The following is a 17,346-nucleotide window of genomic DNA, read 5'->3' as shown; positions in this document are numbered from 1 at the left end:
TCGTCTCGTAGACGGGGACGGGCCCCGGGGTCACGGACGCGACGATGCCGGAGCCCGGGGGAGCCAGCGACGCGGCCGTGGCGCGGATCGTGCCTTGGAGCCAGTGGCGGTGGCGGCCACCCCACGAGCCGAAACGTCTCCGCCTCGTACAGCTCGCTCCGCGGTTGCGAATTCCTTGGACTCGACGGAGGTCAACGAGGACACGGCCGCGAAGGATGGGACGGTCGGCCTGGTCCTCCGCGTGACCGGGCCGCCGTCGCGCGAGAGGAGCGAACTCAGCCGGCCGCCGCCGGCCGGATGTTCTGGTTCAGGTGGAAGGTATTGTCGGGGTCGAGCCGGCGCTTGAGTTGGGCCAGCCGCGCATAGGTCGCGGACCCATAAGCGTCGCGGATCCGGTCCTCGCCCTCCGAGCCGAGAAAGTTTACGTAGACACCGTCGGTCCATGGAGCCACGGCGCCGAAGGCACCCCGTGCCCAGGCGATCCCCGCCTCGTCCTCGTCCGCCCGGTCCCACGTGCCGATGATGTTGAGCGTGAACGCCGCGTCTCGATGGGCGAAGGCCGTCGCCTCCCGCGCGACTCTGGCGACCGCGCCTCCCATCTGATGGAGGTGTACCTGCCCGAACGGGACAGGCTTGCGGTCCGACCACTCCAGCAGGGTCGTGAGGAACGCGGGCTCGAGGGACCGGAGGTATCCGGACTTCCAGTGCTGCCGCTGGCCGGCCGGCGCAGTCGGGTCGAGCATCGCCTGGAGCACGTTGTAGGGCATCGGCCCGAGCAGGTCGGCGCTGGGCCCGAGTGCCTTGACCGGCCGCAGCGCACGCTCGCCGGCGCCCGCGTCGCCGGCATGGCAGGCGGCGATCGCCACCGCCGGGCGACCCTGGAGGTCGGCCGGCACGAACGGCGCGGGCGGAGCGGTGATCATGGCTACGAGCAGCGTCAGGTCGTCGTCCGCGGAGGCCGAGAGCTCTCCGAACGCCTGGAGGACCTCCGCCGCCCGCCCGGCGGGGAACATCGCCATGCCGCCGGTCACCGACGTCACCGGGTGAACGCGGAACGTCATCGACGTGACGACCCCGAAGTTGCCGCCGCCGCCGCGAAGGCCCCAGAGGAGGTCCGGGTCCCCGTCCGCATCCGCCCGGACGACGGTGCCGTCCGCAGTCACCACATCTGCGCCGACGAGGTTGTCGCAGGCGAGTCCGTGGCGGCGCTGGAGCCACCCGATCCCGCCGCCGAGCGTGAAGCCGGCGACGCCGGTCGTGGAAACGAGACCGCCCGTCGTGTGGAGCCCGGCGTTGGCGAGCGCGGCGTCGAACGAGCCCCACGTGTGGCCTCCGCCGATCCGCGCGACACCGGCGGCCGGGTCGAGGTCCACGGACCGCATCAGTGACAGGTCGAGCACGAGCCCGTTGTCGCATGTCCCGAACCCGGCGACGTTGTGGCCGCCGGAGCGCACGGAGATCTCGAGCCCGGCCTCGCGGGCGAACCGGATGCCCGCCGTGACGTCGGCGTTCGAGGCGCATCGCAGGATCGCGGCCGGATACCGGTCGATCATCCCGTTCCAGACGTGTCGCGCGCCGCCATACTCCGGGTCGCTCGGGCGCACGAGGCGCCCAGAGACCTGGGTCGCAAGGGCCGCCAGGGCACCCTCGGGCAGGTCCCGGCTGGTCGTTTCGTGGTCAGACACGGTGTCGCTCCTTCACTGCGGCTGGTCGCTGTTCGCGTACCTCGGAGGTTGTGGCGCAAGGGCCGTGCCCGTCAGCGACCTTGGCACCGGCAGCGGGGAACCTTTGCTCCTCAGGGCGTCGTCGGCCACGACTCCTCGTGCACCCGTTCCGGCGCCAGCAGCACGACCCCGTCGCGTCCCGTCTCGATCAGACCGGCGGCCCGGAGGTCGCGGAGCACCCGGACGACGACCTCCCGACTCGTCCCGACGGCGTCGGCGAGGGCCGCCTGCGAGACGTGCGCGACGAGGGGTCCCGAACCTCGGGCGGGCTGAGCGATGTCGAGCAGGTGTCGCGCGACCTTCTGGCGGAGTCCCGAGAAGGTGCTCCCGATGAGCTCGCCCTGGTACGCGATGATGCGGTCGGAGAGCTCGGCCAGCAGCGCGGCGGCGATCGCGGGATTCGTCGTCGCCAGCTCGCGCGCACGGCCAGGTCGAAGCGCGACGACTCGCGTGTTGCGTAACGCCACCGCCGCGACGACGTTCGGGAGCTCCGAGAATAGCGACCCGAACCCAAGCTGGGCCCCGTTCCGTCCATAACGGATCGTCGCTTGTCGGCCGTCTGGTGACGACGCGACGATCCTCACGAGACCGCTGACCACCAACATGGCGAATGGAGGCCCGCCCTCCGGATGGATGACGCCGCCGGCGGGGACGACGAAGTCGAGAGCATCGTCGAGGAGCCGCATCAGTGACGCCGTCGGCACGCGGCCGAGGAACGACAACCGGACAGCGGCCGCGATCTCGGGGTCGGTCGAGCGGGGCACCTGACGGCTTTGCCCCGGGTCGCGGCTGCGCTCCGCTCATCGTTGGATCCTCGTGGCCGTGTCGACGGTCAGTCGCCGGTGGGACGCGCTGGCGACCGGAAATCGCTGAGTTGATCACGGTCCGGGACAGCGGAACAAGTGCCCGCCTGATCGGGAATGATCGGGAATGATGGTGTTGCGACACAGGCGTCGACCCGACCAAGCCGAGCACGTGCTGGATGCGATCTTCCCACAGCCTCGACCGGATTGACGTGGCGTTCGACGGGACGCAACACGTTGCCGCCGGTCCGGGCACCCTGATCACGCTCCACCAAACGAATATCCCGGAGGGCCAGAGCGGGTACGAGCAAGGGTGGCGGGACAACTACTTCGATCCGATGCGGGCGTTCTTCACGAAGCGTTGACCCTCAGCCACACGGCGCACGTGTTCGGCAAACCCTCTTGCGTGCGGCCGGGGCGCCGCCCCAACGGCGCCTTCTCGCCCGCCTGATCGTCGCGCGGGTTCACACGATGTTGCCATCGCGTGGAGACCGCGTCGGATGCGACGCGTCGTGGGCCGCTTTCCAGGGCCTTGCAAGATGCCGGCCTCCCGAGGGGTCAGGCGGACCAGACGACGCCCACTCGGGTCGGCGGTGCCACGATCCAGACCTTCGCTCGTAAAGTGGCGCTCCAACTCCTCTCGCCTCGACCTGATCAGACGCGCCGCGACGCGCGAGCAACAGCCAGTGATCGCCGGATTGACCCGACCGCTGTTCGCGTACCGATCGGTCTCGCCTAACGAGCGCCCACCCGGTGTACGACGCCGCCGGCAATGAGACGTCCTCCGCGGCGAGCGTCACCGCGAACAGCACGTTCACCTATTCCGCGACGAATGCCCCGCTCAGCGAGAGCGTGCCGGCACGAGCGTCAACCCGTACCGCTTCGGCGGCCGGCTCCTCGAGCCCGTCTCCGGGCAGTACGACTTCGGTGCCCGCCAGTACGACCCCGCGAGCGCCGCCTTCACCTCGCTCGACACGAGCCTCGGCCAGGTGGCCGATCCGCTGAGCCTCAACCGCTACCTCTACGCCGAGGCGAACCCGGCCTCGCTGATCGATCCCGACGGCCATGCCGCCTGCCGCCTGGGCACCGACGACTGTGCCGGGATCGCGAAGACCCGCGGGCTCGATGTCCTCCGGGCAGTGGCCGTCGCCGCCTCCGCCGCGGCCTCGAGCGCGATGAGCGCCGCCCGGAGCGCCGATGCCAATGCCGCGGCCGCCGCGGCCCTCGCTGCCGGACCCTGCCGCTGGGGCGATCCCGAGGCCTGCGCCGGCTGGAAGCACTCCCGAGCGGCCGATGCGAGCCGGGCCGCCACCTACGCTCGCGCCGCGTGGTCCCGCGCCGCCGCCGCCGAGCGGACCGCCGCTGCCGCCTGGCGAGCGGTGCGGGTCGCCGAGACCCAGCTCGCCGCCATCGCGCGCCATGGGGCGAGCCACGGCCTCACGCGCACGATCGCGGATCGGGGGGCAGACAACATGGCCGCCATGCTCCGTCGTGACGTGGACCTCGACCGGAACCGTACACTCCATGGTGAGCCCCTCCGCCTGCTGGTTTGCTTTGACACCAACAGCGTGGCGGATGGGGCTCACCCGATTCACGGCAGGTCAGCACAGAAGTTGGGATGCTTACCTTCGGTGGTGAGCCCCTTCACGCGGCTCCATCAGGGACACGACAATGACAAGCTCGACCGCCAACGCATCCCACGACCGTCTCTCCTTGCGCGCCATTCCCTGGCCCGTGCTCCTGGTCGCCAGCCTCATGGTCGTCGGGTTGCTCGCCGTGTCGGGCGCCTACGGCTTCCATCGTGACGAGATGTACTTCATCGTGGCGGGTCGCCACCCGGCCTTCGGCTACGTCGACCAGCCGCCGCTGACCCCGCTGCTCAGCGCCGCCTCGGCCGCGGTGCTCGGGGTCTCGCCGACGGCTGTGCGCGTGCTGCCCGCCCTCGCGATGGCGCTCATCGCGGTCCTGGCCGCGCTCATCGCGCGCGACCTGGGCGGCTCACGACGGGCCCAGATCCTCGCGGCGATCACGGTCGCCCTCTCGGGCTATCTCGCCGCGGGCCATCTCGACGACACCGCCGAATACGACCTGCTCGCCTGGGCGTTCATCCTGTGGCTGCTCGTGAAGCTCCTCGCCGGTGGCGACCGGCGCCTCTGGCTGGCCCTGGGCGTCGCGACCGGGATCGGACTCGAGAACAAGGACACGCTCCTCCTCCTGGGCGCGGGGCTCGCAGTGGGACTCGTCTTCGCCCGGCGCTGGGACGTCGTGCGCTCGCCGTGGGCGTGGGCGGCGATCGGGATCGCGCTCCTGCTCTGGGCGCCCAACCTCGCCTGGCAGGCGACGCACGGCTTCCCCCAGCTGACGATGGCCTCCCACATCGCAGGCGACGCCGCGTCGAACCGGTCCCAGCTCGTGCCGCTGCTGTGGCTGTTCACCGGTCCGCTCCTCTTCCCGGTGACCGTCGCCGGCTGGGCCTGGATGCTGCGGGCGAAGGCAGCCGCACCCTGGCGGGCGATCGGGATGGCCGCCATGGTCGCGCTCATCCTCGTGGTCGTCAGTGGCGGCAAGGCTTACTACGCCGTCGGCGCCCTGCCCCCGTTCATGGCGGCGGGCGCCATTCTCACGGACAGCTGGCTGGCGCGCGGCCACCGGCGCCTGCGGGCCACCGGCTTCACCGCGGCTGCGGCGATCTCGGTCGCGCTCATCGCGTACCTGACCCTGCCGATCCTGCCAGTCGCCACGTTCGCGACCACGTCGCTCCCATCCACGGTCCCCGACTCGGCCGAGCAGATCGGCTGGCCGCAGCTCGTCGCGACGGTGGGGGGCGTGGTCGCCGCCCTGCCCGCGGCGGAGCGCGCCCACGCAGTGATCCTGACCAACAACTACGGCGAGGCGGGCGCGCTCGAGCTGCTGGGCACGGGGCTGCCCCCGGTCTACTCGGGCCACAACGCGTTCTGGGACTGGGGACCCCCGCCGGCCGACCGCACCGTGGTGGTGCACGTGGGCGACTGGACGAGCGCCGACTGGAGTCCTGACTTCGTCGGCTGCCGAACCGTCGCCCGGATCGACAATGGGCTCGGGATCCAGAACCAGGAGCAGGGGCAGCACGTGTCCGTGTGCAGCGGCCTGCGGGCGCCGTGGGTCGCGATCTGGCCGAGCCTCCGGCACCTCTCGTAGCGTCGCGATCCGTCACGTCCAACCTGAACCAGGTCAGAAAGTCGAACGCCTCGCCGATGTCCCGCCCATGGAGCAGCCGGCGAGCGATGGCAGGCAGGTAGTCGAGTCCCGTGCGAATGGTGCCTCGAACGGACCTCGAAGATCGTTCGACGTTCGTCCTGCGCGAGATCCCACTGTGCCGGCGAGTTCCGAATGGGGATGAGTGCCCCCAGCGTCGCCTTCGGCCGCTCAGCGCTTCGAGGTCGACGATACCCCGACGAGGCCAGGCACAGGGCTTCCAGTGAGGAGAGCCTTCGGCTACGATACCCGGCGTGATCGGACCCCGCCTTCTCGTCCGCTGCCTGTGTATCGAGCGGGTCTCGGACCTGCTCCACGCGCGGACGTTCAAGGTCGGCGCACCTCGATCGCACTGGAGCCGTTTGCTGGTCTGAGCCCGCATCTTCCGCGGTTGACTCATCCCTCAGCGCGTACCGGAGGCTCCGTCCCGATGGCTCCTGTCGTCCGCACCCCTGAATATGTCCGTGCCCTCAACGAGAACGAGCGGCACGCTGCCCAGTTCGACCGTTCAGCGTTACCGCTGCCGCCCGGCCGGAAGCTTGCTGTCCTTGCCTGCATGGATGCGCGCCTGACCGTCGAGGACGTCCTCGGACTCCGGACTGGCGACGCCCACATCATCCGCAATGCAGGTGGCCTGGCGACCGATGACGCGATCCGATCGCTCGTCATCAGCCAGCACCTGCTGGGGACCGAGGAGATCATCGTCATCGAGCACACCGGCTGCGGCATGCTCACGTTCGAGGACGAAACCGTGCGCCGAGACCTCGCGGCCCGGACCGGGACGGACGTCGAGCTGCCCCTCCTCGCGTTCTCTGATCTCGAGGCGAACCTCCGCGCGCAGATCGAGCGGATCCGCGCCCACCCGTGGGTCAAGGACGTTCCCATCCATGGCCTTGTCTACGAGGTCGAGACCGGCCGCCTGCGTGAGGTCGTGTAGACGATCGAGCGCTCCCGCCCGGCTCGCCCGATGGCGACACAGCACTGGCCGGGCTGGGGATCCAGGCGGGCCTCACCGTTGCGATCTCCAAGCCCGACAATCAGCCCGGCAGCCAGCGCCAGATTCATGCCGCAGACGAGCTGGCGATGGTCGTCAACGAGCGCGTGAAACGGGCAGTTGCCAAGACGGATCTCGCCCGACGTCTCGCCTGGTTGATAGCCGCGCTCAGCGAGCGAGTCGATCAATGCCTCGCGCAGTCGTTTCTGGCTGGGTCGCCTTCCCGCGCGTTTACGCGCCTCTGAGCCGACCCACTCGCCCACTTCGCGAGCCGCCGAGCGCAGGGCGTCGGGCGGTAGTTGCTCGGCCAGTTGCTCGATCGTCTTCGCGAACAGCAGCGCGGCGATCTCGTAGTGGCGCTCGGGCAGCGAGACAGCGACTTCACGAGGTCCGGTCCGATAGAGCTTGGCCGGCCGTCCGGCGCCGGGGCCGGTACGGCCGGACAGGCGGCGATATTCCGCAACGAGCAGGCCCGCGCCGACGAGCCGATCAAGGTGGAATGCGGCGAGCGCGCGCGAGACATCGACCGCAGCCGCGGCCTCGTCACGGCTGACCGCACGGCTGGCGTCGGCGACGCACTCGTATAGCGCGCGGCGGACCGGCTCATCGAGCAGCGCCACTGCCTGGATGTCGGCCCGAGTGGTTGGCATGGCTGCGATTCTAAAGCAAGTACGTCCTTGCGCAAGGCGTTGACATGCGTTGCTGAGCAATGTACAACTAACAACTGCTAACGATAGACGCGGACAGGCTGGATGCCGAGAGCCGTCCGCTCGTCGCGAGGTCCATTGAGTTCGCGGCGGGCCGCGCCCACAGGAAACCCATGAGACGAGGTGCTGACAATGTCTGAGTCAAGTTTGTACGAAAGGCTCGGTGGCGCATTTGCCATCGCGGCAGTCGTTGACCACTTCAGCGATGCGGTCGTCGAGAACCCGATCGTTGGTCAAGGATCGAAAAATCCGGCCCTCCGGGAATGGCATACGAACAATCTGGGCAGACTGCCGGGCCTGAAGTTCATGCGCACGCTGTGGGTCTGCAGCGTTGCGGGTGGACCCTTCCAATTTACAGCCACGAGACCAGGGAGCACTCTCCTTGGCCTGGAAGAAGCCCATCGAGAGCTCCGGATCTCTCCCGAGGAGTTCGATGAAGTCGCGGCTGAGCTTGGGCGCACTCTCGACTTCGTCAAGGTGCCTCAGCGGGAGAAAGAGGAGGTCCTGGCTGCGTTCTCGGCGCACAAGGGCGAGGTGAACGAAGGATACGTGGCCGCGGCCAATGGAGGCCGTTGAGGTCTGACCTGCTGCAGACTGGCGCGCGTCGCCGGACGCGCCGTTCGCGTGCGCAACCAACGGACGTATCCTCGTCGAGTTCGAGTTGACGACCTCGGCCGTAAGGAGCGAGCGATGACCCATCATCCTGTCACGGCCCGCGATGAGGACGCGCCGATCGCCGACCTGATCCATCCGCGAGCCATCAGCGACGCGGACCGGATCCGGTTCGAGGGCTACCTCGCCGAGATCTTCACCGCGCTCGGCTTGGACCTGAGCAGCCAGGCGACCGCGGACACCCCGCGTCGTCACCTCCGAGCGCTGTACGAGGCCACGATCGGCTACGAAGGCGACCCGAAGCTGCTCACCGCGTTTCCGACGGTCTGTCACGGCGGGGCGAACTGCGAGCTCGCGCAGGTGGTCGAAGGCCCGATTCCGTACTTCTCGCTGTGCGAGCACCATGCGCTGCCGTTCTTCGGCGAGGCCTGGGTCGGCTACGTGGCGCACGAGGGCATCATCGGCATCAGCAAGCTCACCCGCCTCGTTCGGGTCGTGACCCGACGGTTCGGCGTCCAGGAACAGATGACCCACCAGATCGCGGACGAGCTCACCCGGATGATGGAGCCCCACGGCGTGGCGGTGTACGTGGAAGGCCATCACCTGTGCACCCAGATGCGCGGCGTGCGCGAGCTTCACCCGAAGACTCGAACGACCGCCTTCCGGGGCACCTACACCGAGCATGCGGCGCTGCGCAGCGAGTTCTTCGACGTCGCCGGGCTGCGCCGCCCGGCATGAGGACCCAGGGTCACCCGGTCGGTGACGCGGGCTGGTGAGCGACCGCCAGCCGCCAGCGGCCCTCGAGGCTCTCTGGGAGGCGCGCCCGGACGTCACCGTCCCGGACCGCGCCCGAGGCCGACCGATGCCAGCCGACCTTCGCGACCGCTATGGCGGCGAGCTGACGATCCCGCTCCACCCCGATCGGCCGACGATCGTGGCGAACTTCGTGCAGAGCCTCGACGGCGTCGTCGCCCTGGACCGCTCGGCCGGCGCCGGCGGCGGCGAGATCAGCGGCTTCTTCGAGCCCGACCGATTCGTCATGGCCCTGCTGCGCACGCTCGCCGACGTCGTCCTCGTCGGCGCCGGCACCGTGCGCGCCGCGCCCGACCACCGCTGGAGTGCCGATCACGTCCATCCGGCCACGGCGGCCGAAACGGCCACGTGGCGACGGACGCTCGGCCTCGAGCCGCAGCCGACGACAGTCGTGGTCACCGCCGCCGGGAACCTCGACCCCCGCCACCCCGGCTTGAGTACGACCACGGTGCCGGTCGTGATCGCGACGACGCCGGCCGGTGCCACGCGTCTGGCGGCCTCCGGGCTGCGCCCCGCAGTGCGGGTCGAGGTCATCGGCGAGGCAGGGCATGTGGCGGCAGGGCCACTGCTCGACCTGCTGGTCCGCCTCGGCGCTCGGCTGGTGCTCTGCGAAGGCGGTCCGCATCTGTTCGCCGGACTGCTGGCGGCGGGCCTCGGCGACGAGCTGTTCCTGACCCTGGCGCCGCAGTTGCTCGGCCGGAGCGGGACGGTCGAGCGGCTGGCGCTCGTCGAGGGTCACGCCTTCGCGGCGACGGCCGCCCCGTGGGCCACGCTCCATTCGGCCCGACGTGCGGGCAACCACCTGTTCCTGCGCTATCGTCCCGCGCCGGCGACGCTCTAGGCGAGCCTCCGCGATCCTGCTCTTTGACTAGCAGATGCTATTGTTAGAGCGAGCCGGATCGCGAGGCCGTCCCTCGGGCGGCGGATCCAGCCTGGTGCAGGAGGGCCGAGTCTTGTGACCTCGCCACTGGTTGACCGGCTGCTCGGACACCGGAGGGCGTGGAACCGGCCGATCGGCTGGACCTCCGGGTTGATCGCCGCGATCTACCGCGCCCTTGGACCGCTCGGACGTCCCGTCCAGGGCCTCCTGAACGGCACCTGGCTGGGCCATCCGCTGCATCCGATGCTGACAGACGTCCCCATCGGCGCCTGGACGATCGTGCTCGTGCTGGACCTCATCGCCCTCGCGGTTCCCGGCGCCGGGCTCGGCTTGGCCGCCGCGATCGCGCTGTGGCTCGGGGTGGTCGCCGCCTTCGGTTCGATCGCCAGCGGCGCGACCGACTGGAAAGATACGTACGGCTACGAGCAGCGCGTCGGGTTCGTGCACGGGTTGGTCATGCTGGTCGCGACGCTGCTCTACCTCGTCAGCGGCCTCCTCCGGGTGACCGGCTCCCTCGAGAGCCCCGGCGCCCGACTCGTCGCGGTGGTCGGCTGGATCACGCTCGTCGCCGGCGGCTACCTGGGAGGCGAGATGGCCTTCGCCTTCGGGTCGATGGTCGATCACAACGCGTTTCGCGAAGGGCCCGAGGAGTACTCGGCGGTCGGTCCGCTGTCGGGGCTCGTCGAGGGGCTGAACCTGGTCCACGTCGGTGGCGATGCGGTCCTCATCGTCAGTACCGAAGGCCGACTCTGCGCGCTGGGGGACGTCTGCTCGCACGCGGGAGGACCGCTGCACGAGGGGACCCTGACGGGGGGGTACGTCGAGTGCCCCTGGCACGGCTCACGCTTCCGGCCGGCCGAAGGGTCGGTCCTGCGTGGCCCGGCCACCTTCCCGCAGCCGCGCTACGACGTGCGGGTCACCGACGGGCAGGTCGAAGTGCGCCGGCGAGCCGTGTAGCCCGATCGATGCTCACGGCCCTCCAGCCGAGCTCGAACGCACCCGGGCGCCGGGGATGAGGCTGCGGATCGCGGTCGTCGCGCCGCTCTTCGCGCCGCTGCGGCCGGCCATGCCGTACGGGCCGCACGCCTTCCTCCTGGACCTTGCGGGATCATTGGCGAGCCGAGGCCACGAAGTCCGTGTGTATTGTGCCGCCGGCTCGACAGCCCCGGGCCTGCAGCTTGTCGAGGTTCCGGTCAGCCCCCTGGTCACGACGACGCTGGTGCGGCCGGTGGCCGAGCGGCAGGCGGATCGGTCCTCGAGCCTGGCCCGGCCGCGCCCGACCGCCCCGCGAGCAGCTGCTGCGGTGCGCGACACGTTCCGCCGGGCCTTCGACGCCATCGATCAGCAGGGCGCCGACGCCATCAGCGGCCACGCCTTCGATGCCGCGGCGATCGAGTGCACCACCGGTCGTCCGGTCCTCCATACCCTCCACCTTCCACCAATCGTCCCGGAGGTCGTGGCCGCCGCCCGGCGCACCCATGGCGTCTTGGCCACTGTCTCGGAGGCCGCACGACGTGACTGGGCAGCGGCCGGGATCGCTGATGTGCTGGTCCTGCGCAACGGGATCCCGGACCAGGCCCCCGAACCCGCCACGGTGGAGCCCGTGGCCCTCATCGCGGGGCGCATCTCGCCGGAAAAGGGGGTCGCCGCAGGGATCCGCGTTGCCCTCCGCGCCGGGCTCCGACCGCGAGTCGTCGGCGAGGCGTATGACCGCACCTATTTCGAGACCGAGGTCAGGCCGTTGCTGGACCAGGTCGAGCTGCTGCCCACGGTTCCGCGGCACGCGCTGTGGCGGCTGATGGCCCGCGCCGCGGTGACCCTCCTCCCGATCGCCTGGGAAGAGCCATTCGGCCTCGTGGCCGCGGAGGCCCAGATGGCCGGCTCTCCCGTCGTCGGCTACCGGCGCGGCGCGCTGCCCGAGGTCGTCGAGGAGGGGGTGAGCGGTTTCCTCGTCGATCCCGACGATGAGGACGCGCTGGTCGTGGCGGTCAGTCGGGCGCAACGGCTCGACCGCGCTCGCGTGCGTGCCTCGGCCCGTCGGCGCCTGGGATTGGACGCGGCCGTCGACGCTTACGAGGCGGTCCTGCTGGAGGTGGCCGGCGGACGGCGCCGGTGACCCGGGGTCTCCCTCGGTTCTCACTCACGGCGCGTCGCCCGATCCGGCGGCGTCCTCGATCGCGAGGACGAGGCACGAGGTGAGCCGGTCGGCGTTGTCGCGCACGATCGCCTCGCCGAGCCGGAGGATCTCGCGGACCCGCTCGTCGACGAGCCGATAGCGGTTGTAGCGGCCCTCCACGCGCGCCTCGACGTAGCCGCACCAGCGCAGGCACGAGAGATGGCTCGACACCCGGCCCTGCGCGAGGCCGAGCGCCTCGACGAGCTCGGTCACCGTCTGCGCCCGCTCGGCGAGCAGTTCGAGGATCCGCACCCGGGTCGGGTCGGATAGCCCCGCGAAGAAGGCGCCCAGGACCGCCGGTCGATCGAGTTCGTCGGCTCGCCGGGCGGCGACAGGAAGGTTGCTCGTCATTCTGCGCAGCAGGAGAGCTTCGTCACGTCGCGGCTGAACGCCTGGGCGCCGATCTTGAGCGCCTCGCTCATCGTGGGGTAGACGTGGATGAGGTCGATGAAGTCGGCCAGGGTGGCCTTGAACTTCATGGCCATCGCCGCCTCGCCGATGATCTCCGGCGCCGCCTCGCCGATGACGTGGACGCCCATGACCCGCTCGTCGATCGTCGAGGCGATGAACTTGACGAACCCGGTCGTCCGATGGATCGCCCCGGCCCGCGGGACGTAGGCGAGTGGCGTCGTTGCGGTGACCGCGGGGTAGCGGCGAGCGCGGACCTCGGCTTCCGTCTCGCCGACGACCGCGATCGGTGGGTCGGTGAAGATCGCGCGCGGGATGACGGTCCCGTCGAAGCGCCGCTTCGCGCCAGCGAACGCGTTCTCGGCGACGAGTCGTCCCTGCCGTGCGCCGACCGGCGTCGCGGTCTGGGAGCCGTGCTGGCGACCGATGACGTCGCCCGCCGCCCAGATGTGCGGTTGGCTCGTCCGCAGCTCGGCATCGACCGTGACGAAGCCGTCGCCGTCGACCGCGATGCCGGCCCGTTCGAGCCCGAGCGTCTCGGTGTTCGGGGTCCGGCCGGTGGCGACGAGGAGCCGTTCGGCGCGGACGATCCGGCCGGCCGTCGGTGTCTCGACATGGACCCGCACCTCCCGCGCGTCGCCCTCGACCCGCTCGATGGGGGTGGCGGTGAGGACCTCGATCCCCTCGGCGACGAACACCTCGGCGAGCGTCTCGCCGAGGGCGGGTTCGTACCCTGAGAGCAGCCCCGAGCGGGCGACGATCGTCACCCGGCTGCCGAGCCGGGCAAAGAGCTGGGCGAGCTCGACCGCGACGTAGCCGCCGCCGAGGACGGCGAGCGAGGCGGGCAGAGCGGTCAGTCGGCCGGCCTCATCGGCGTCGAGGAGGTCGCTCGTGAGGTAGGGCACGGTATCGAGGCCCGGGATCGACGGGATCGTCGGACGACTGCCGGTGGCGATGAGGATCCGGTCGCCGCTCACCCGCCGGTCGCCGAGACCGATCGTGTGTGGATCGAGGAGGGACGCGTCGCCCTCGAGCAGCTCCAGGTCGGCCAGGCCGTCGGCGACGCTGGCGTACTTCTTCGCCCGGTACTCCCGCACGAGATCGTCCTTCTGGGCGACGAGGGCCCCGAAGTCGACGCCGACGGCGGCTGGTGCGAGCCCGGCATACCGCGGGTGGGCCGCCTCGTGGACGATCCGGGCGGCCTCGATGAGGTTCTTCGAGGGCAGGCAGCCGCGATTCGCGCACGTTCCGCCGAGCGTCCGGCGCTCGACCATCGCCACCCGGGCGCCGAGGTCGGACGCCTTGATCGCCGCGGCGAAGGCGGTCGAGCCAGAGCCGAGGATGAGGAAGTCGAACGCGTCACGCATCGGAGGCCGGTCGCCGTCCGCGCTCGAACGCGTTGTACTGGCCGGTCGCGCGGACGGCCGCGGCGAGGGCCGCCGTCGACACGTCCGCCCTCGCCGTGACGACCGCACTGCGAGACTCGAGGTCCACGCTGACGTGTTCGACCCCCGGGGCTGACTCGAGCGCTTCGGTGACGTGAACGACGCAGTCGTCGCAGGTCATCCCGCCGATGCCGAGGTCGATGTAGACGATGGGCTGGGTCATGTCGGGAACTCCAGGGTGTCGATACGTCTATCCACACGATATACCGTATTCGTATACCACGCAACGGTATCCCCCCGCCCAAGCCGGCGCCTCAGCCGACGTACCTTCGATCCGGGTAGCACCAGATGAAGCCGGAGCCCGCCGGCACCTGGTAGATGACCGGATGATCAGCGCTCAAGGCGTGGGAGCGGGCGTGGCCGGCCTGGGATTCGCAGCAACCGACGTGGCCGCAGGTTGCGCACAGTCGGAGGCTGAACGAACTGCCGCATTCCTGACAGCGGTCAGCCTGGGGTGCCGCGGTCTCGGCGGGGACATGTTCGCATGCGGTGGTGGAAATGGATCTGGTGATGAGGCGGAGGATGTCCATGGCGCGACCGTAGCGACGTTCGGCCTCGCAGGATGTAGGGAGGATCACGCTCTCCGAGAAGGACGAGCCGGAGCGCCTAGAGAAGGTCCCCGTCGGCGATCTCCGCGAGGCGCTCGGCGTCGCGGATGACGACCTCGTGGTGGGCCGTGTCGAGCAAGCCCCGCCGCCGGAAATCGGCGAGCGTGTGGGCGAGCGTCTCGCGGGTCGTGCCGATCATCTCGGCGAGCTCCTGCTGCGTGAGCCGTGCTTCGATCAGCGTGCCTCGAAGCGTCGAGACGCCGAAGCGTTGGCCGAGATCGAGCAGCTTCCGGGCGAGCCGCTGATCGACCCGCTGGTACGCCATCGCCTCGAGCTCCCGCTCGGCGGCCTGGAGCCGCCGAGAGAGGTGCCGGATGATATTGATGCCAACGACCGGGTGGCGCTCGATGAGCCGGCGCAGCTCTTCCGGGGTGATCGTGCAGATCACCCCGTCGCCGATCGCCTCGGCATACGCCTCGGGAAGCCGGTCCTGCCCGAGGAGGCCCATGTCGCCGAGGATCGTTCCCTTCTCGTAGATGTCGAGGGTCAGCTGCTTGCCGTCGGGCGTGACGCGGAAGACCCGCACCTGGCCCTTCTTGATGATGTGGATCCGGTCCGGCGCGTCGTCGGGCGAGAGGATCTGCTGGCCACGGACGCAGTGGGTCATCGTCGTGGCATGGCCGATCGCCTCGATGTCGGCTTCCGACAGCCCGGCGAAGAGGGCGACCTCGCTGAGGAGGCCGAGCTTCTCGGTCAACGAACGCGCCTGGGTGAGTCTGGTCACGCGATCCGATCCAGGTGGACGATACGGCCGGCGGCGAACAATGGGCCGACGTCGATGTGCAGGCCAGCATAGAGGGCCGCTGGTAGCCCGAGGTCTCCAAGGTAGAGCCGGCCACTGCGAGTGGCGCCAACCCCGCGAATGAGGCCCGGCTTGGGCAGCGCGAGAGTGAGGGTCGCCGCGCCGGAGATCGCGATGCCGGACGCGTCGCCAGTGTCCGGATCGATGCCCGAGGGCAGGTCGAGGCTGACCACCGGGCGGCCCGAGCGGATGACGAAGCCGATGAGCCGTTCGACCTCCCCGCGCGGCGCGCCGTGGATCTTGTAGCCCAGGATCGCGTCGACGACGACGTCGGCATTCGCGAGCACCACGTCGAGCTCCTCGTCACCAAGGTCGTACGTGGCCACGCAGCAGCTCGTCCCCATCGCGATGAGCGTCGCCAGCTGGTGCCGGGCCGCCTCGGTCATACGCAGCGTGGGCCGCGCCAGGACGACCCGCACGCTCGCGCCGCGGTTGACAAGGTGTCGGGCTGCCACCAGCCCGCCGCCGCCGTTGTTGCCGGGCCCGACCGCCACGACGACGTTTCGTGAACGGAGGTCGCCACCGAGCTCAAGTCGAACGACCTCCGCGAGGTGGGAGCCGGCCTGCTCCATCATCTGGAGCAGGGTGATGCCGTACATCTCGATAGCGAGCCTGTCGACCTCGGTCATCACGGTCGCGGTCACGCTCGGGACCGCCGAGGCCGGGATCACGGGAACGAATGCGCCAGGATCGGTCACTCGACTGCTACCGCCGTGCGAACAGAAGCGTCGGTGGCGCGTGCATCGAGATCAGCGCCGCTTCGTGGCGTCGAGCGTGCGAATGGCCTGTGAGAAGAGCCCGCCCATGACCCGAGCCGTCGTCGGGAAGGCGTGGATCGTGTCGGCGAGGACGTCGATGGTCGCCTGGATCCTGATGGCGAGAACCGCCTCGTGGATGACCTCCGATGCCGCCGGTCCGGCGATGAACGCCCCGCGCAACGTCCGCGTCCGTCGATCGACGATGATCGTGACGTGCCCGGTCGCCTCGACGACGTAGCCCTTCGCGCTCGTCGCAAGGTCGGCCACTTCCTCGAAGGCATCGTATCCGGCCGCGATCGCCTGCTCGAGGGTGAGCCCGACGCCGGCGGCCTCAGGGTCCGTGTAGACGACGCGAGGGATCGCCGAGTAGTCGGGCCGAACGTCGTCGCCGAGCGCGATGCGGACGGCGAGCTCGCCCTGGTAGTGCGCGAGGTGCGTGTGCATCTCCGGTCCTGCCAGGTCCCCGACGGCGTAGACGTGGTCGGCGATCCTCAGGTCCGGACCGACGACCGGACGGCCATCTGACAGCTTCACCCCCACGGTCTCGAGCCCGAGTCCGGCGACGGGCACGGTTCGGCCTACCGCGAGCAGGATCCGGTGACCTTCGACCGTCGTGCCGTCGGACAGGTCCACCACGTCGGCTCCGGATGCCCCCGCGCGTCCCCGCACGCGCAGCGCCTGCACACCGGTCCGCACATCGACCCCGTCTCGTCGAAGGCCGGCCTCCAGGGCGCTCGAGTTCCGCGGATGATCCTTGGGATTGACCCTCGACTGCGACGCGACGAGGGCGGTGGGGACGCCATATCTGGCGAAAACCTGTGCCAGCTCGACGCCGGTCGGTCCGGCGCCGAGGACGACAAGGCTTGCCGGGAGGACGCGGGTGGTGGTGGCCTCGCGGTTCGTCCAGAAGATGATCCGGTCGAGTCCTTCGATACTCGGGATCGTCGGGAACGTGCCGCCCGCAACCACGATGTTCCGTGCGTGCAGCATCCGCTCGTCCCCGTCCCCAGAGACCGCGACCGCACCCGGTCCGACGATCCGGGCGGTCCCGCGAACGACGACCGCGCCGGCATCTTCGAGCCCATGCACGTGACCCGCGTCGCTCGGAACATCAGTCCCCTCACGGTTGATCATGTAGTCGCGTCGGGCGGAGGCCTGCGGCCAGTCGTAGCCGCCGCCACCCGCGTGGACCGCGGCCGCGTGGAGGAGCGTCTTGGACGGCATGCAGGCCCAAAACGGGCACGATCCGCCGAAGAGCTCTCGATCGACGATCGCGACCGAAGCACCGCGGCCACGTGCCATGTAGGTCGCAGCCTCACCAGCCGACCCGGCGCCGATGATCACGAAGTCGAACTGCTCTTCCATCGGCGGATGTTCTCCTG

Annotated in this window: 18 protein-coding genes and 1 pseudogene; 9 read left to right on the top strand and 10 right to left on the bottom strand. The window is 70.1% G+C overall.

Features of this window, described 5'->3' with window-relative positions:
* Nucleotides 1-275: 275 nt before the first annotated feature.
* Together IVW53_08960 and IVW53_08955 are read right to left on the bottom strand one after the other, a co-directional pair.
* Nucleotides 276-1,553: an FAD-binding oxidoreductase gene (locus tag IVW53_08960; protein MBF6605693.1), complete on the bottom strand. Its 1,278-nt coding sequence runs from the start codon at nt 1,551-1,553 to the stop codon at nt 276-278.
* Between the two features lie 242 nt (nt 1,554-1,795).
* The gene (locus tag IVW53_08955; protein MBF6605692.1) at nt 1,796-2,488 is read right to left on the bottom strand and encodes a Crp/Fnr family transcriptional regulator; all 693 of its coding nucleotides are present in this window, start codon (nt 2,486-2,488) and stop codon (nt 1,796-1,798) included.
* 218 nt (nt 2,489-2,706) lie between these two features.
* Between IVW53_08955 and IVW53_08950 the strand changes: the two genes are divergently transcribed.
* The 4 genes and pseudogenes from IVW53_08950 to IVW53_08935 all read left to right on the top strand — a co-directional run bounded on the left by IVW53_08950 (nt 2,707) and on the right by IVW53_08935 (nt 6,698).
* Complete coding sequence (locus IVW53_08950) at nt 2,707-2,892, top strand: hypothetical protein (GenBank protein ID MBF6605691.1); 186 nt, start codon at nt 2,707-2,709, stop codon at nt 2,890-2,892.
* A 495-nt stretch (nt 2,893-3,387) separates the two neighbouring features.
* Nucleotides 3,388-3,594 (top strand): annotated as a pseudogene (locus IVW53_08945) (hypothetical protein).
* Nucleotides 3,595-4,261: 667 nt separating this feature from the next.
* Nucleotides 4,262-5,704, top strand: coding sequence for a glycosyltransferase family 39 protein (locus tag IVW53_08940; protein ID MBF6605690.1), 1,443 nt, complete (start codon nt 4,262-4,264; stop codon nt 5,702-5,704).
* 487 nt (nt 5,705-6,191) lie between these two features.
* Nucleotides 6,192-6,698, top strand: coding sequence for a carbonic anhydrase (locus tag IVW53_08935; protein MBF6605689.1), 507 nt, complete (start codon nt 6,192-6,194; stop codon nt 6,696-6,698).
* Here IVW53_08935 and IVW53_08930 read toward each other — a convergent pair.
* Nucleotides 6,659-7,405 carry a transcriptional regulator gene (locus IVW53_08930; GenBank protein ID MBF6605688.1) on the bottom strand — a complete coding sequence of 249 codons (747 nt, stop codon included), beginning with the start codon at nt 7,403-7,405 and terminating at the stop codon, nt 6,659-6,661. The genes IVW53_08935 and IVW53_08930 overlap by 40 nt on opposite strands.
* A 189-nt stretch (nt 7,406-7,594) precedes the next feature.
* Here IVW53_08930 and IVW53_08925 point away from each other — a divergent pair, with 189 nt between their 5' ends.
* The 5 genes from IVW53_08925 (at nt 7,595) to IVW53_08905 (ending at nt 11,883) form a co-directional block, all read left to right on the top strand.
* Entirely contained in the window at nt 7,595-8,038 is a 444-nt protein-coding gene (locus IVW53_08925) for a group 1 truncated hemoglobin (GenBank protein ID MBF6605687.1), read from the top strand.
* Between the two features lie 114 nt (nt 8,039-8,152).
* A complete protein-coding gene (locus IVW53_08920; GenBank protein ID MBF6605686.1) occupies nt 8,153-8,812 on the top strand; it encodes a GTP cyclohydrolase I in 660 nt (219 codons plus the stop codon).
* Between the two features lie 34 nt (nt 8,813-8,846).
* A complete protein-coding gene (locus tag IVW53_08915) occupies nt 8,847-9,728 on the top strand; it encodes a dihydrofolate reductase family protein (protein MBF6605685.1) in 882 nt (293 codons plus the stop codon).
* A 189-nt stretch (nt 9,729-9,917) separates the two neighbouring features.
* Nucleotides 9,918-10,724 (top strand): Rieske 2Fe-2S domain-containing protein, encoded by an 807-nt coding sequence (locus IVW53_08910; GenBank protein ID MBF6605684.1) that lies wholly within the window; start codon nt 9,918-9,920, stop codon nt 10,722-10,724.
* Between the two features lie 55 nt (nt 10,725-10,779).
* Entirely contained in the window at nt 10,780-11,883 is a 1,104-nt protein-coding gene (locus IVW53_08905) for a glycosyltransferase (protein ID MBF6605683.1), read from the top strand.
* A 24-nt stretch (nt 11,884-11,907) separates the two neighbouring features.
* Here the strand turns inward: IVW53_08905 and IVW53_08900 are convergent, their stop codons facing one another.
* The 7 genes from IVW53_08900 to IVW53_08870 all read right to left on the bottom strand — a co-directional run bounded on the left by IVW53_08900 (nt 11,908) and on the right by IVW53_08870 (nt 17,329).
* Nucleotides 11,908-12,294, bottom strand: a complete 387-nt coding sequence (locus IVW53_08900; GenBank protein MBF6605682.1) for a winged helix-turn-helix transcriptional regulator — start codon at nt 12,292-12,294, stop codon at nt 11,908-11,910.
* Nucleotides 12,291-13,718 (bottom strand): mercury(II) reductase, encoded by a 1,428-nt coding sequence (gene merA, locus IVW53_08895; GenBank protein ID MBF6605681.1) that lies wholly within the window; start codon nt 13,716-13,718, stop codon nt 12,291-12,293. Before merA ends, IVW53_08900 begins: the two co-directional genes overlap by 4 nt.
* Complete coding sequence (locus tag IVW53_08890) at nt 13,711-13,959, bottom strand: cation transporter (protein ID MBF6605680.1); 249 nt, start codon at nt 13,957-13,959, stop codon at nt 13,711-13,713. The genes merA and IVW53_08890 overlap by 8 nt, the downstream gene beginning before the upstream one ends.
* 91 nt (nt 13,960-14,050) lie before the next feature.
* Entirely contained in the window at nt 14,051-14,326 is a 276-nt protein-coding gene (locus tag IVW53_08885) for a UBP-type zinc finger domain-containing protein (protein ID MBF6605679.1), read from the bottom strand.
* 76 nt (nt 14,327-14,402) lie between these two features.
* Nucleotides 14,403-15,128 carry a Crp/Fnr family transcriptional regulator gene (locus IVW53_08880; GenBank protein ID MBF6605678.1) on the bottom strand — a complete coding sequence of 242 codons (726 nt, stop codon included), beginning with the start codon at nt 15,126-15,128 and terminating at the stop codon, nt 14,403-14,405.
* Entirely contained in the window at nt 15,125-15,835 is a 711-nt protein-coding gene (locus IVW53_08875; protein ID MBF6605677.1) for an NAD(P)H-hydrate epimerase, read from the bottom strand. Before IVW53_08875 ends, IVW53_08880 begins: the two co-directional genes overlap by 4 nt.
* A gap of 120 nt (nt 15,836-15,955) precedes the next feature.
* Nucleotides 15,956-17,329, bottom strand: a complete 1,374-nt coding sequence (locus IVW53_08870) for an NAD(P)/FAD-dependent oxidoreductase (protein MBF6605676.1) — start codon at nt 17,327-17,329, stop codon at nt 15,956-15,958.
* Between the last annotated feature and the right edge of the window lie 17 nt (nt 17,330-17,346).

Source organism: Chloroflexota bacterium (assembly GCA_015478725.1).
Lineage (GTDB): Bacteria > Chloroflexota > Limnocylindria > Limnocylindrales > CSP1-4 > C-114.
The sequence above is the reverse complement of the archived record's forward strand: the minus strand, read 5'-3'. Positions and strand labels throughout refer to the sequence as shown.